The sequence below is a fragment of the Streptomyces sp. NPDC102259 genome, from assembly GCF_044766465.1.
GTDB lineage: Bacteria > Actinomycetota > Actinomycetes > Streptomycetales > Streptomycetaceae > Streptomyces.
In genome coordinates, this window is sequence record NZ_JBIWMA010000001.1 from 317,478 (window position 1) to 331,236 (window position 13,759).

Below are 13,759 nucleotides of genomic sequence, written 5' to 3' on the forward strand. Positions count from 1 at the left end.
CGGGGCGGAGGGGGCCTTTCGGCGCCCCGGCCGGGGTTCGGCGGCGGCAGCCTCCGGGACGGCCGCACGAGCGCCCCGCGCCTCATACGGCACCCCGGGCGCGCGCTCCCCGACACCGTTCGCTAACTTGGGCACCGTGGACAAGAAGAACGCCCTGCGCGCCGGCGCCCTGGCTGCCGGTACGACGCTGATGATGCTGCTCATGTCGTCCCCCGCGCTCGCGCTGACCCGCGACGACGGTGACGACCCCGGCCCGGGTCTGAGCGTCGGCGAGACGCTGGGCCTCTATGTGGTGGCCCCCCTCGCGCTGTTCGCGCTGATCGCCGGCCTGGTGTGGGTCCTGGACAAGTCGAAGGACCGGGGCGACACCACCAGCTCCAACATCACCGTCAAGGGCCAGGCGAAGGCCAAGGCCTAGCTCGTCGGCCCCCCCCTGACTCCCAGCCCGGATACGGGCCCGAGGGGTGGGGTGCCGTTGGATACACGTCGGCTAATTGCGTCGACAGGTCGTGGGCCGGGCTGACAGGCTCCTGTGCATGACCTGCCGAATCGAGTTCCACACCGCTCGGTGAGCGCCCCGGCTGTGCCGCCGTCCGCCCTGTACGACCAGGTGCTCCGCCTGCGGCAGGAGTCGCCGGACGGGCTCCCGCCCGGCCGCGGCTTCGACCTCCCCGCCGACCTCCGCACCGATCTCCCCGGTCTTCCCGCCGGTCTCCGCACCGAATTCCCCGCCGACCTCCCGTCGGAGCCCCCCGTGGAGTCTCCTTCGGAGCCCCGTGAGACCCGGCTGTCCCGCGGGGAGGCGGCGGATGTCATCCGGGAGGCGCTGAACCCGCTGCCGGAGGATTCCGCGACCCTGCACCGCCGCTTCGCCGAACTCGGCGTCCGGGGCCGCCACCGGCGCCTGATCCAGTCGGCCGTCGCCGCCCTGCCGCTGCCGTCCGACGAACACGCCACCGCCCGCTCCCTGGCCAGGGAGCTGACCCGGAGCGGCAGCACCGTGCCAGCCGTCACCGCGGGCCTCGCCCTTCTCACCCGCCTCGGCGAGCCCGAGGACGTCCCGTATCTCTCCACCCTCGGCCTGCTCCGGTCGCTCACCGGGCCGGCCGTCCAGGCCCTCGACGCCCTCGACCGTCGGTCCGCCGCCGTCCTCTGGCTCGTGACCTCCGTGCGCCGCGGCGAACTGCGGCCGCTCGTCCATGCGTTGGGGACGGGGAACGTACCGGCCATCCGCTCGGAACTGGTGGCCTTCCGTGCCGAACCCCGTTTCCTCGGCGCCGCGACCGCCCGCCGTATCGCGGAAGCCGCCGGGTTGCCCGACCTGCTCGCCGAGCGTCCCGCCGACCCTGCCCTGCTCGCCCGGGCGGCCCGGCTGCTCGTCCGGATGGCGTGCGCGAGCGACGACGTGACCGAACTTCTCACCTACCGCGAGGCACCCGCCGTGTACGAAACCGTTGTCACCCGGGCCGGTCTCCTGCCGCCGACCCTCGAACAGCACGCCACTCTTCTCTCCCTCGCCCTCGATCTGAGCAGCGGCCCCGGAGCGCTGCTGGACTGGCCCTCCGGCTGCCGCGAGACGCTCCTGGGATCCCTCGGCCGGCTGCTGGCCGAACCCTCCTGGACCGTCCTGGCCGACCTCGACGCGGAGCGCTCGGCCGACGCGGACCGGCGGCTCCGGGCGGGCTGGATCCGGCGTACCGGACGGCGGCCGTTCACTCGCCCCGCCGCGCCCGACAGCGGGCTGCGCATCGAGATCGTGGCCGGAGACCCCGTGGACCGGGGGCCGGTCGAGACCCGCATCCTCGTGGACGGGCGGCCCCTCGTCCCCGCGGTCTTCGCGCACGGTCCCGCGCTCAGCCCGGAGCTCCTCCTCGACGAGGGTCTGCTGCGGGCCACCCCGGAGCCCCGCCGGGTGCGGCTGGCGGAGGCCTGGTGCGGCGAGGGCTGCTGCGGCGCGCTCCACGTCACCATCCGCCGCGACGGCGACCGGGTCGTGTGGGAGGACTGGCGGCGGCCGCCCCCGCCGGGCATCCGGGGGCCCGCGCCCGAACTCCCGGCCCTTCGGTTCGACGCCACCGCCTACGACGCGGAGATCGCTCGCGCGGAGGGTGACCGGGCCTGGTCCTGGCGGGCCCGCGCGGTGGCCCGGCTGATCAAGGCGGGGCTGGTCGAACGGCCGGACCTGCTGAGCCGGTGGGACGCGCGCCGGGGCTGGACCAGCACCGGCACGGAGGACCCGGACGTCGTCCAGGTGCACTTCTGGTACCAGCCGGGGCTCGGCGCGGGGCGCCCGGAAGGCGACCCTCTCGTGTTCCGCTGGACGGTGCCGGACGACGGCACCCCGCCCGAGGCGCAGGCCGCCGTCGCCCTGCGCCGCCTGGCCGAGGAGGACCCGAAGAAGTACGGCCGGGTGAGCGGCGGCACCCGGAAGCGCGCCGAAGAGCTCGGCTACACCTGGCCCTTCGACGACTGACCGGCTCCCCGTCCGGCCCTCGCCCGGCTCCCCGTTCGGACCCGGCTCAGCTTCTCGGCGTCTCCGTCGTCGACAGCAACTCGCGCAGCAGCCCGGCGAGTTGATCGGCCCGTTCGGTGTCCAGGGCGGCGGTCAGGGCCTCGGTCTGGGCGGCGAGGCCCGCGCCGACCGCCCGGTCGACCAGCTCGAGACCCTTCTCGGTCAGCGTCACCTGGAGGCCCCTGCGGTCGTGCGGGTCGGGGGAGCGGCGCAGCAGCGCGGCCCGTTCCAGTTTGTCGAGGCGGCCCGTCATGCCTCCGGTGGTGAGCATGAGCGTCGCCGACAGCTCGCGGGGTGAGAGCGTGTAGGGCTCGCCGGAGCGGCGCAGGGTGGCGAGTACGTCGAACTCGCCGCGTCCGATGCCGAGAGCCGCGTACGCCTTCTCCAGCCGGTCGCCCATCGCGCGCGAGAGCCGGGAGATCCGGCCGAAGACCTCCATGGCGCCCGTGTCGAGATCCGGCCGGACCGTCGCCCACTGCTCGATGATCGCGTCGACGGGGTCCTTGCGCGGGGGCTGCGGGCTGCTCATGGGACGAGTATCCCCCGATTCCGCTCACCCACGAGAAAGTGGCTCGACGCTAAGCGGACTATTGCTAAGCGGATCACCGCTAGGTGACTCACGGCTAAGCAGATCACGGGTGATCCGCTTGACGCTAAGTCGCTTAGCGCTAAGCTAATCTCATGAAGAGGTCCACGACCGTCCTGCTCACCGCTCTCGCCCCGGTCTCCTGGGGCACCACGTACGCGGTCACCACCGAGTTCCTCCCCGCCGACCGCCCCCTGTTCACCGGGCTGATGCGGGCCCTGCCCGCCGGGCTGCTGCTGCTCGCCCTCGGCCGGGCCCTGCCGCGCGGCGTCTGGTGGGGGAAGGCCGCGATACTCGGCGCGCTGAACATCGGCGCCTTCTTCCCGCTCCTCTTCCTCTCCGCCTACCGGCTGCCCGGCGGCCTGGCGGCTGTCGTCGGCTCGATCGGACCGCTGTTCGTCGTCGGGCTCTCGGCGCCGCTGCTGGGCCGGCGGCCGACCGTCCGGACCGTGGTGGCCGGGGTCGTGGCCGCGTTCGGCGTCAGCCTGGTCGTGCTGAAGGCGGCCGGGGCCCTGGACACGCTCGGCGTACTCGCGGCGCTCGCCTCCACCGCCTCGATGTCCACCGGCACGGTCCTCACCAAGCGGTGGGGCCGCCCGGCCGGCGTCGGTCCGCTCGCCCTCGCCGGCTGGCAGCTCACCGCGGGCGGCCTGCTCATCGCCCCGCTCGCCTTCCTCGTCGAGGGCGCCCCGCCCGCCCTGGACGGCCGCGCCGTCGGCGGCTACCTCTACCTCGCCCTGGCGAACACGGCGGTCTCGTACTGGCTCTGGTTCCGCGGCATCGGCCGGCTCACCGCCACCCAGGTCACCTTCCTCGGCCCGCTCTCCCCGCTGACCGCGGCCGTCGTCGGCTGGGCCGCCCTCGGCCAGGCGCTGACACCGGTACAGCTGACGGGTATGGCGCTGGCGTTCGGCGCGACGGTGGCGGGCCAGCTGAGGGCCGGCGCAGGGACCGTACGCACCTTCGGGCCCGCGGGGAGCAACGCCCGCGAAGACGGGGACCGGCCGGAGGTGACGGGTCCGGCGCTCCGACGGTGAGCGAGACCAGCCCCCGACCCGACCCTACGCGGCCCAGCCCGACCTGACCCGACCTCCGGCATGGCATCGCAGGACAGGACAGGACAGGACCGGACAGGGCAGGCATGGCAGAGGGCGCCCGGTGTGGCACCGGGCGCCCTCTGTCGCGTAAAGGACCGCCGGACTACTGCGCGTCGGCCGCCTGGGCCTTCAACGCGCGCTCCACGCCCGCGCGGGCTTCGGAGACGAGGCGGCGCAGGGCCGCGTTCGGCTCGGCCGAGGCCAGCCAGGCGTCCGTCTTGTCCAGGGTCTCCCGGGAGACCTGGACCGCCGGGTAGAGGCCGATCGCGATCTGCTGGGCGATCTCGTGCGAACGGGAGTCCCAGATGCCCTTGACGACCTCGAAGTACCGGTCCGTGTACGGCGCGAGCAGCTCACGCTGGTCGGTCTGGACGAAGCCGCCGATGACCGCCTCCTGCACGGCGTTCGGCAGCTCGTCGGAGTCCACGACCGACGCCCACGCCTCGGCCTTGGCCTCCGGGGTCGGGCGGGCGGCCCGCGCGGTCGCCGCGTGCCGCTCACCGGCGGCCGTCTTGTCCCGCTCGTACTCGGCGGCGATGTCCGCCTCGTCGAAGGTCCCCACGGCCACCAGCCGCTGGACGAACGCCCAGCGCAGCTCGGTGTCGACGGCCAGGCCCTCGATCGTCTGGCCTCCGTCGAGCAGCGACTCCAGGAGGTCGATCTGCTCCGGCGTACGAGCGGTGGCCGCGAACGCGCGCGCCCACGCCAGCTGGTGGTCGCTGCCCGCCGCCGAGGACCGCAGATGCGCCAGCGTGGCGTCCGTCCAGCGGGTCAGCAGGGCCTCGCGGGTGGCCGGGGCGGCGTACAGGTCGATGGCCAGCTTGACCTGGCGGTGCAGCGACTGGACCAACCCGATGTCGGACTCCTTGCCGATGCCGGAGAGCACCAGGGACAGGTAGTCGCGGGTGGGCAGTTCGCCGTCCCGGGTCATGTCCCAGGCGGACGCCCAGCACAGGGCGCGCGGCAGGGACGCCTCGAAGTCGCCGAGGTGCTCGGTGACGAAGGCGAGCGACTGCTCGTCGAGGCGGACCTTGGCGTACGACAGGTCGTCGTCGTTGAGCAGGACGACCTCCGGACGGCGCTTGCCGACCAGCTGCGGTACGGCCGTCAGCTCGCCGTCGATGTCCAGCTCCACGCGCTCATCGCGCACCAGCTTGCCGCTGTCGGCGTCGAGTTCGTACAGACCGACGGCGATGCGGTGCGGGCGCAGGGTCGGCTCTCCCTTGGCGCCGGCCGGGAGCGCCGGGGCCTCCTGGCGGATCGCGAAGGACGTGATGACGCCCTCGGCGTCCGTCTCGATCTCGGGACGGAGGACGTTGATGCCGGCGGTCTGGAGCCACTTCTGCGACCAGGTGCCGAGGTCACGGCCGGAGGTCTCCTCCAGCGCGCCGAGCAGGTCGGACAGGCGCGTGTTGCCGAACGCGTGCCGCTTGAAGTAGGCCTGCACGCCCGCGAAGAACTCGTCCATGCCGACGTACGCCACGAGCTGCTTCAGGACGGACGCGCCCTTGGCGTAGGTGATGCCGTCGAAGTTGACGAGGACGTCGTCCAGGTCGCGGATCTCGGCCATGATCGGGTGGGTGGACGGCAGCTGGTCCTGCCGGTACGCCCAGGTCTTCATGGAGTTGGCGAACGTGGTCCACGAGTGCGGCCAGCGCGACTGCGGGTAGTACGCCTGGCAGGCGATGGAGGTGTACGTGGCGAACGACTCGTTCAGCCACAGGTCGTTCCACCACTCCATGGTGACCAGGTCGCCGAACCACATGTGGGCCAGCTCGTGCAGAATCGTCTCCGCGCGCAGCTCGTACGCCGCGTCGGTCACCTTCGACCGGAACACGTACTGGTCCCGGATGGTGACCGCGCCCGCGTTCTCCATCGCGCCCGCGTTGAACTCCGGCACGAACAGCTGGTCGTACTTCTTGAACGGGTACGCGTAGTCGAACTTCTCCTGGAACCAGTCGAAGCCCTGCCGCGTGACCTCGAAGATCGCGTCCGAGTCGAGGTACTCGGCGAGGGAGGGCCGGCAGTAGATGCCGAGGGGCACCGACTGCCCGTCCTTCTCGTACACGCTGTGGACGCTGTGGTACGGCCCGACGATGAGCGCGGTGATGTAGCTGGAGATCCGCGGGGTCGGCTCGAAGGCCCAGACGTCGTCCTTGGGCTCGGGCGTCGGGGAGTTGGAGATGACGGTCCAGCCGGACGGCGCCTTCACGGTGAACTGGAACGTGGCCTTGAGGTCCGGCTGCTCGAACGACGCGAAGACGCGGCGGGCGTCCGGCACCTCGAACTGCGTGTACAGGTAGGCCTGTTCGTCGACCGGGTCGACGAACCGGTGCAGACCCTCGCCGGTGTTGGTGTACGCGCAGTCCGCGACGACCCGCAGGACGTTACGGCCCTCCAGCAGGCCCGGCAGCGCGATCCTGGAGTCCTTGAAGAGCGCCGCCGCGTCGAGCGTGTCCCCGTTCAGCGTGACCTCGTGGACGGTGGGCGCCACCAGGTCGATGAAGGACTCCGCGTCCCCCTCCGCGACGTCGAAGCGCACCGTCGTGACGGACCGGTAGGTCCCTCCCTCCTGCGCGCCGGACAGGTCGAGATCGATCTCGTACGAGTCAACGGTGAGCAGCTTCGCCCGCTGCTGCGCCTCTTCGCGAGTCAGGTTTGTGCCAGGCACGCGGTCATCTCCTCGGATATGTGTCGGTTGCGTCATCCTTCCACGGGACGCCTGCCTGAGGCGACGACCTTATGGGCGGCCGGCCCGTCCGTCCGCCGAGGTGCTGGTCCGCTCGGCGGACGTGGCCGGGACCGCTCCCGAACGTGACGTCCAAAAGCCGCCGGTCTCCTCGGCCGCCCGGCGCCAGGGTGGAGGTATGACCTTCACAGTGAACGACGTGGCCTGGGCGCCACGGGCCGTCCCGGATGGTGTGCTCGACGAGCTCCGGGTCGTCGACGACGCCGGACGGCGCACGGCCTCCTTCACCGACGAGGAGGGCGGCGCCCCGCTGCGGTGCTGTCTGCGACGCAGTGCCGTGGGGGAGCGGATCGCGCTCGTCTCGTACGCGCCGCTGCGTCGATGGGCGGCCGGGGCGGGCGTCGACCCGGGGGCCTATGACGAGCAGGGGCCCGTGTTCGTCCACGCCGACGGCTGCGCCGGATTCGCCGGGGACGGGTACCCCTTCGCCCAGGCGCACCGCACCGTGCGGCGGTACTCGGCCGAGGGCCGCATCCTGGGCGGCGCGCTCGTCGGCGCCGGCGGGCTCGACGAGGCGTTCCGGAACGCGTTCGACGACCCGGACGTGGCGTTCGTGCACGTCCGGGCCGTCGAGTACGGCTGTTTCCTCTACGAGGTCAGGCGGACCTGAGTTCGGCCGCCACCAGCTCCGCGATCTGCACCGCGTTCAGGGCCGCGCCCTTGCGGAGGTTGTCGCTGGAGATGAACAGGGCGAGACCGTGCTCCACGGTCTCGTCCTCGCGGATGCGGCCCACGAACGACGGGTCCTTGCCGGCCGCCTGGAGCGGGGTCGGGATGTCGGAGAGGGCCACGCCCGGGGCGCCGCCCAGCAGCTCCGTCGCGCGCTCGGCGCTGATCGGGCGCGCGAAACGGGCGTTGACCTGGAGCGAGTGGCCGGAGAAGACCGGGACGCGCACACAGGTGCCGGAGACCTTCAGCCCGGGGATCTCCAGGATCTTGCGGGACTCGTTGCGGAGCTTCTGCTCCTCGTCGGTCTCGTTCAGGCCGTCCTCGACGACCGAGCCCGCGAGCGGGATCACGTTGAAGGCGATGGGACGCTTGTAGACCTGCGGCTCCGGGAAGTCGACCGCCTCGCCGTCGTGCGTCAGCCGGTCCGCGTCGGGCACGACCTTCTGCGCCTGCCCGTGCAGCTCCGCCACGCCCGCGAGGCCCGAGCCGGACACCGCCTGGTACGTCGCGACGACCAGCGCCTCCAGACCGGCCTCCGCGTGCAGCGGCTTCAGGACCGGCATCGCGGCCATCGTCGTGCAGTTCGGGTTGGCGATGATGCCCTTGGGGCGGTCCACGATCGCGTGCGGGTTCACCTCGGAGACGACCAGCGGCACCTCGGGGTCCTTGCGCCACGCCGACGAGTTGTCGATCACGACCGGGCCCTGCGCGGCGACCTTCTCGGCCAGCGCCCGCGAGGTCGCGCCGCCGGCGGAGAACAGGACGATGTCGAGGTTCGCGTAGTCGGCCGTCGCCGCGTCCTCCACCGTCACGCCGTCCAGGACCGTCCCCGCCGAACGCGCCGACGCGAACAGACGCAGCTCCGTGACGGGGAAGTCACGCTCCTTGAGGATCCTGCGCATGACCGTGCCGACCTGACCGGTGGCTCCGACGATTCCGACCCTCACGGTGACTCCTTGCTCTGTTCACGGCTCTTTACGGGCTTTTTCCATCATGCGGCCGACCCCGGCCCACCTGTCCAATTCTTTGCCCACCATGCTCGAGGACTGGGACGCCCGCCGGTGTGACGTACGCCTCCCGAGGATTTCCCACGGTCGCACCGAACGTTTTCGCGCGCCACGGCGTCGTAGGGGAAACGCGGTAGGGAGGGGTGGCTGTGCTGCGCAGAAAAGCCCGGCGCGCCCAGGGGGACGGGGCCGGACAGGGCGACGATCCGCTGGACGCGGCGCAGGAACGCCGGGTGCGGGCGGTGCTCGCGCTGGGCGGGGTGCCGCAGGCGGACCTGCCGGACGGGGTGCAGCAGGTCCGCCTGCGGCTCCTGGAGCGCGCGGCGAAGGGGTACGAGACGCCGCGCGACGTCTCCGCGTGGGCGGCGGTCGTCGCCTCCAACCTCGCCATGGACTGGCATCGCGCCAAGCGCCGTCAGGAGCGGCTGGGGGAGCGGCTGGCCTCGCTGCGCCAGCACGAGCACCCCTCCGGAGAGGACACCAGCGTGCTCTCCCTCGCCGTCGCGCAGGGCCTGGACGACCTGCCCGACGCCCAGCGCCAGGTTCTCGTCCTGCGTTTCTACGCCGACCTGCCGGTGCGCTCGATCGCCCAGGAGCTGGGCGTCCCGGAGGGCACGGTCAAAAGCCGCCTGCACACCGCGGTCCGGGCCCTGCGCGCCCGCCTGCACGAAGACGAGGTGGTGTGACATGACCGCCCGACCCGGACGACCCGAACGCGGAGACGAACCGCACGACGAGAGCCACAACGCTCACGAGAGCCAGGACCGGCATGAGAGCCACGACCGGTACGGGGACGACGATCGGTACGAGGACCACGACGGGCGGGAGGGGTACGACGGCATGGACGCGTTGATGGCCGCCGTCCTCGACGTGCCCCTCTCCGACCTCTCCGAGGAGGCCCGCGCCGATTCCGCCTACCTGGCCGCCCACCGCTCGGCGACCGCCGACGTGGCGCTCCTGCGCGAGCAGCTCGGCGTCCTCGCGGACGTCCTGACCGAGCCGGTGAGCGAGCGGACGCGGGCCCCCGCGCCCGCCCCGGCCGCCGTACCGGGGCGGAGGCGGGCTCCCGCGCCGGCCCCGGTACGACGGCCGCGTCCACCGCGCCGGGTCCGTCCCCTCGCCCTGCGCCTCGCCGGCGTGGCCGCCGCCGGTGCGCTGGTGCTCGGAGGCGGGTGGGTGGTCGTCCAGATCGGCCAGGGGGTGGCCGGCGTCGAGTCGAGCAAGAGCGCCGACAGCGCGGCCGGCTCCGACGAGAAGGCCGACGCGTCGGCGGGCGACGGGTCGAGTCTCCTCGGCGATCCCGGCTATCTGGCCTGCGCCCGGCTCGTCGTCGAGGGGGACGTCACCGCCGTCGGCCGGGTGGCGGGCACCGCCCGGGAGCGGGTCACCGTGCACGTCACCCACGCCTACCGGCCGGCGGCCGGGAGCGGGCCCGAGGTCGACTTCGTGCTGGAGGAGGACATGGACCCGCTGTTGCGCGAGGGCGACCACGTCCTGGTCGCCCTGTCGAAGGGGTCCACCACCCCCGACGTCTGGGCGGTCGGCGAGCCCGACATCGCCCAGGAACGTGAGGCGCTCACCCGGGCCCTGCCCGAGACGGAGGGCGTCACCTGCGAGTAGGCGGGGCACGCCGTGACACGGCGAAGGGCGGGCGCCCCGGTGGACGCCCGCCCCTGTCGACCGCTGCCGGTCGGCCCCTACCGGTCGACCACCGTCGGTCGACCGGTCAACCGGTACCGGTTACGGAGTGACCTTCTCGATGGCCACGTTGCCGATGCCCGCGACGGTGCCCCGCGCGTTCACCAGCTGGACCTGGCCGAAGAAGGCGCGGCCCTCGGGCGCGGCGGCCGCGGCGGTGACGGTCGCGGAGACCGACGCCGAGGCGCCCGTGCCGAGCTTCACCGGCGTCGACTCGTCGACGGTGACGGTGCCGAGCGAGGACGAGAAGAACACGTCCAGGTAGTCGTACGCCGTCGTGCCGGCCGGGACCGAGTAGCCCGCGACCTCGATGGTGTACGTGCCGGCGGCGGGCGACGGGATGGAGACCGCTTCCTCCGAGTCACCGTCGGCCTGCTGGGCGACCTGGTTGCCGGCCGCGTCGAAGACCGTCAGGTCCAGGTCGGCGGAGGCGTCGGAGACGTTGCCGATGGAGACGTCCAGCGACTTGGCGCCGGCCGGGACCTCGACCGTGGTGGTGTCGGTCGCGCCGTTCGCGATGGTCGGGCGGGTCGCCTTGGACGAGCCGAGCGGGCCGCCGGCCAGCTTGCCGTCGATGGCGGCGAAGTTGTTCGTGACCTTCCACGAGACGGGGGCCGGGGTGCCGACCTTCGCCTCGGGCACGGTCACGGTCGCCGGGTCGAAGGCCGCGCCGTAGACGGTGGCGTCCAGCTTGTACGGGTTGTCGAGCAGCGGCGAGGTGCGGCGCGACTCGACCTCGATCTCCCAGACCCCGGGCTGCGGGTCCTGGTACGAACGGGCGTCGGGCTTGCAGCCGTTGCCGTCGAGGTAGTTGTTGTAGCAGTAGATCGTGGAGCTGTCCTCGACCCCGACGCCGTACGGGTGGATCGAGATGAACCGGGTCTGGCTCTTGTCCTTCAGCCCGCCGATCGCGACCTCGAACGCCTTGGCGCCCTCGGGTACGGTCAGGAAGTAGGACTGCGAGCTGTTGCGCTGCACGGTGTTCGACGCGTGGAACGTGTAGTTCACCGGGGTCGAGACGACGACCGTGTTGAGGATCTGCTTGTCGAGGCCCTCGGTCTTCGGGTCGTCGACCTCCAGGATCGCGCTGGCGATGCCCGCGGCCTTCGGCTGGGCCTGGATCTTGACCGTCACCGGCTTGTTCAGCGACAGCTTCACCTCGTCCGAGCCGAGGATCTTGAAGGTGCCGGCCGCGTTGTTCTCGAGGTGCAGCTCGTGGCGGATCGCCTTGTCGGCGCCGGACGTACGGGTGATGGTGACGTCGTACGTCTTCTTCTGACCGGCCTTCAGGCCGCCCTCGCGGTCGTAGATGCCGGTGCCGAAGCCCGGCGTCTTCAGCGCGAAGTCGAGCGCGGTGTCGACCGGCGCCTTGACGGCGTAGTCGTGGGCGGTGGCGCCCTTCTTGATGGACTTCCAGGCGTCCACGATGTTGATGGCGCCCGCGCCCTCCTCGTACGCCTGAAGACCCTTGATGTGGTCGGCGGTCGAGGTCAGCGCCGTGCGCAGGATCGCCGGGGTGAGCGCGACCTTGGCCTGCTTGGCGGCCGAGATGAGCAGCGCCGAGGCGCCCGCGGCCTGCGGGGAGGCCATCGAGGTGCCCTGGAGCATGGAGTAGCCGGCCGGCAGCGGGTAGCCCGACTCGGCGACCGGGGCGCCCGGCAGCCAGGTCTGGGTGGTGTTGATCGCGGCGCCCGGGGCGACGAGCGTCGGCGTGAAGCCGCCGTCCTCACGCGGGCCGCGCGAGGAGAAGGGCAGCAGCGCGTACTTCTTCGTCACCTGCGAGCCGTAGTTGGCGGCCCAGGTCTCCTTGGAGATGGCCGCGCCGACCGAGATCACCTTGTCGGCCAGACCGGGGTCGCCGATGGTGTTGGCGCCGGGGCCCTCGTTGCCGGCCGAGATGACCAGCTGGACGCCGTAGGTGTCGATGAGGCGCGTGTACAGCTCGGCGCGCGCGTTGTTGCCGTCGTTCAGACCCGGCAGACCGCCGATCGACATGTTGACGATGTCGACGCCGCGGTTGGCGACCAGGTCGATCATGCCCTCGGTGAGGGCGACGTTGGTGCAGCCCGGGCCGAAGACGCAGGCGCGGGAGGAGACGATCTTCGCGCCGGGCGCGGCGCCGTTCATCTTGCCGCCGAACAGTCCGTTCGCGGCGGTGATGCCGGCGACGTGCGTGCCGTGCTCGCTGGCGATGAGACCGATGTTGGCGAAGTCGGCCTTCTTGCCGACCCAGTCGCCGCCGTACGGGTCCATCGGCACGTCCTTGCGGATCTGCACGACGAACGGCTGCCGCTCGGCGACGTCGGTCGCCGGGTTGTCGGTGCCGAAGTACCCGATCTGGTAGCCGTCCTTGTACGGCTTCATCGCGGTGTCGTCGGCGAAGTCGCCGTTGTTGTTCACATCGACGGTGACCGTGCCGGCGGCCGCGTCGTACAGGACGCCCCACGCGTCGGTGGTGTCGCCGTCGCGGTTGACGTCGCCCTTCGCGTCGCCGCCCGCGGTGGCGGACTCCCGGAAGAGGTTGACCTGGTAGGCCCCGGGCTTCGCCGTCCAGGTCCGGCCGCCGAAGGTGAAGCTCGGCCCGGACACGGAGGTGGTCATCGCACGCCAGGAGGCGTCGCCGTCGAGGATCGGGTCGGTCGCCGTCACCCAGTCGACGATCTTGCGCTCGCCGGTGGTGGTCTTCTGGAGCGCGGGGTGCGCCAGGTCCACGCCGGAGTCGAGGACGCCGATGGTGACACCGCGGCCGTCCGCCTTCGGGTTCTTCTTCACGAAGTCGACGGCGCCCGTCTCGAAGGACGGGTTGTACGGGTTCTCGGCGGGGGTGTTCTTGTTCGGCGCGGAGTAGGTCTTCGTCTTCGCGGCGGACTTGGCGCCCTTCGCGGTGTCCGCGCTCGGCGTCGGATCGTCGAGGACGATGTCCTGCCGCAGGTCGATGGCGTGCACCGAGGACAGCTTGGCGGCGGCGGCGATCGCCGAGTCGGCCCTGCCCGTCGGGACGGTGGCGCGGACGTAGCCGACCTTGTCGTAGGACTGGCCCACGGAGCCGCCCTTGACCGCGTCCAGCTCCTTGGCGACCTGCTCGGTCTGGCCGGGGGCGGTCGCGACCATCAGCGTGACGTTCTTGTCGCCGGCGGCCTTGGCCTCGGCGAGGAGGTCGGCGTCGTCGGAGCCGAGCTTGTCGTGGGCGGACTTCGCGCCCGGGTCGGCCGCGGCCGGGGTCTGGCCGGCGTCGGCGGAGAAGGCCATGGGTATCGGGCCGGCCGCGGACAGCGCGGCCACCAGGCCCGCGGCCACGGCTATCCGGGCCACACGTCTTGCGCCCGATATCGGTTCACGCTGAGGGGTGAGGGTCATCGGCATCCCTTGTAGGTAAAGGAACGAGCACCACGTGACCAGGCCGTTCCTGCCTGATCACGATCGTCCGGAATGCGGTCCCGG

The 13,759-nt window shown here is 72.1% G+C and carries 10 protein-coding genes; 6 read left to right on the top strand and 4 right to left on the bottom strand.

Annotated features, from left to right (window positions below; all coding sequences use genetic code 11):
- The first annotated feature begins 136 nt into the window (after positions 1 to 136).
- Together ACIRPU_RS01500 and ACIRPU_RS01505 are read left to right on the top strand one after the other, a co-directional pair.
- A complete protein-coding gene (locus tag ACIRPU_RS01500; RefSeq protein ID WP_314225819.1) occupies positions 137 to 418 on the top strand; it encodes a hypothetical protein in 282 nt (93 codons plus the stop codon).
- A 150-nt stretch (positions 419 to 568) separates the two neighbouring features.
- The gene (locus ACIRPU_RS01505; protein ID WP_403860153.1) at positions 569 to 2,473 is read left to right on the top strand and encodes a hypothetical protein; all 1,905 of its coding nucleotides are present in this window, start codon (positions 569 to 571) and stop codon (positions 2,471 to 2,473) included.
- Between the two features lie 46 nt (positions 2,474 to 2,519).
- Here ACIRPU_RS01505 and ACIRPU_RS01510 read toward each other — a convergent pair whose 3' ends face one another.
- On the bottom strand, positions 2,520 to 3,041 hold the full coding sequence (locus tag ACIRPU_RS01510) for a MarR family winged helix-turn-helix transcriptional regulator (RefSeq protein ID WP_403860156.1): 522 nt from the start codon (positions 3,039 to 3,041) through the stop codon (positions 2,520 to 2,522).
- A 152-nt stretch (positions 3,042 to 3,193) separates the two neighbouring features.
- Between ACIRPU_RS01510 and ACIRPU_RS01515 the strand changes: the two genes are divergently transcribed.
- The gene (locus tag ACIRPU_RS01515) at positions 3,194 to 4,135 is read left to right on the top strand and encodes an EamA family transporter (protein WP_403860159.1); all 942 of its coding nucleotides are present in this window, start codon (positions 3,194 to 3,196) and stop codon (positions 4,133 to 4,135) included.
- Between the two features lie 163 nt (positions 4,136 to 4,298).
- Here the strand turns inward: ACIRPU_RS01515 and pepN are convergent, their stop codons facing one another.
- Positions 4,299 to 6,866, bottom strand: coding sequence for an aminopeptidase N (pepN, locus tag ACIRPU_RS01520; RefSeq protein ID WP_403860162.1), 2,568 nt, complete (start codon positions 6,864 to 6,866; stop codon positions 4,299 to 4,301).
- A 196-nt stretch (positions 6,867 to 7,062) separates the two neighbouring features.
- On the opposite strand from pepN, the gene ACIRPU_RS01525 reads away from it, so the two are divergent.
- A complete protein-coding gene (locus ACIRPU_RS01525) occupies positions 7,063 to 7,554 on the top strand; it encodes a DUF1203 domain-containing protein (protein WP_403860165.1) in 492 nt (163 codons plus the stop codon).
- On the opposite strand, the gene ACIRPU_RS01530 is transcribed toward ACIRPU_RS01525, so the two are convergent.
- On the bottom strand, positions 7,541 to 8,560 hold the full coding sequence (locus tag ACIRPU_RS01530) for an aspartate-semialdehyde dehydrogenase (RefSeq protein ID WP_403860168.1): 1,020 nt from the start codon (positions 8,558 to 8,560) through the stop codon (positions 7,541 to 7,543). The two genes, ACIRPU_RS01525 and ACIRPU_RS01530, sit on opposite strands and share 14 nt — an antisense overlap.
- Positions 8,561 to 8,763: 203 nt before the next feature.
- Between ACIRPU_RS01530 and ACIRPU_RS01535 the strand changes: the two genes are divergently transcribed.
- Both ACIRPU_RS01535 and ACIRPU_RS01540 read left to right on the top strand, forming a co-directional pair.
- Positions 8,764 to 9,306, top strand: coding sequence for a sigma-70 family RNA polymerase sigma factor (locus tag ACIRPU_RS01535; protein ID WP_171397279.1), 543 nt, complete (start codon positions 8,764 to 8,766; stop codon positions 9,304 to 9,306).
- A gap of 1 nt (position 9,307) precedes the next feature.
- Positions 9,308 to 10,240 carry a hypothetical protein gene (locus ACIRPU_RS01540; RefSeq protein ID WP_403860171.1) on the top strand — a complete coding sequence of 311 codons (933 nt, stop codon included), beginning with the start codon at positions 9,308 to 9,310 and terminating at the stop codon, positions 10,238 to 10,240.
- A gap of 120 nt (positions 10,241 to 10,360) precedes the next feature.
- On the opposite strand, the gene ACIRPU_RS01545 is transcribed toward ACIRPU_RS01540, so the two are convergent.
- Positions 10,361 to 13,675, bottom strand: a complete 3,315-nt coding sequence (locus tag ACIRPU_RS01545) for a S8 family serine peptidase (protein ID WP_403860174.1) — start codon at positions 13,673 to 13,675, stop codon at positions 10,361 to 10,363.
- Positions 13,676 to 13,759 lie beyond the last annotated feature (84 nt).

Excerpts from the sequence above, each read along its gene's own strand:
- ACIRPU_RS01510 (WP_403860156.1), bottom strand. The coding sequence starts at position 3,041 with ATGAGCAGCCCGCAGCCCCCGCGCAAGGACCCCGTCGACGCGATCATC.
- ACIRPU_RS01515 (WP_403860159.1), top strand. The coding sequence starts at position 3,194 with ATGAAGAGGTCCACGACCGTCCTGCTCACCGCTCTCGCCCCGGTCTCC.
- ACIRPU_RS01525 (WP_403860165.1), top strand. The coding sequence starts at position 7,063 with ATGACCTTCACAGTGAACGACGTGGCCTGGGCGCCACGGGCCGTCCCG.
- ACIRPU_RS01540 (WP_403860171.1), top strand. The coding sequence starts at position 9,308 with ATGACCGCCCGACCCGGACGACCCGAACGCGGAGACGAACCGCACGAC.
- ACIRPU_RS01545 (WP_403860174.1), bottom strand. The coding sequence starts at position 13,675 with ATGACCCTCACCCCTCAGCGTGAACCGATATCGGGCGCAAGACGTGTG.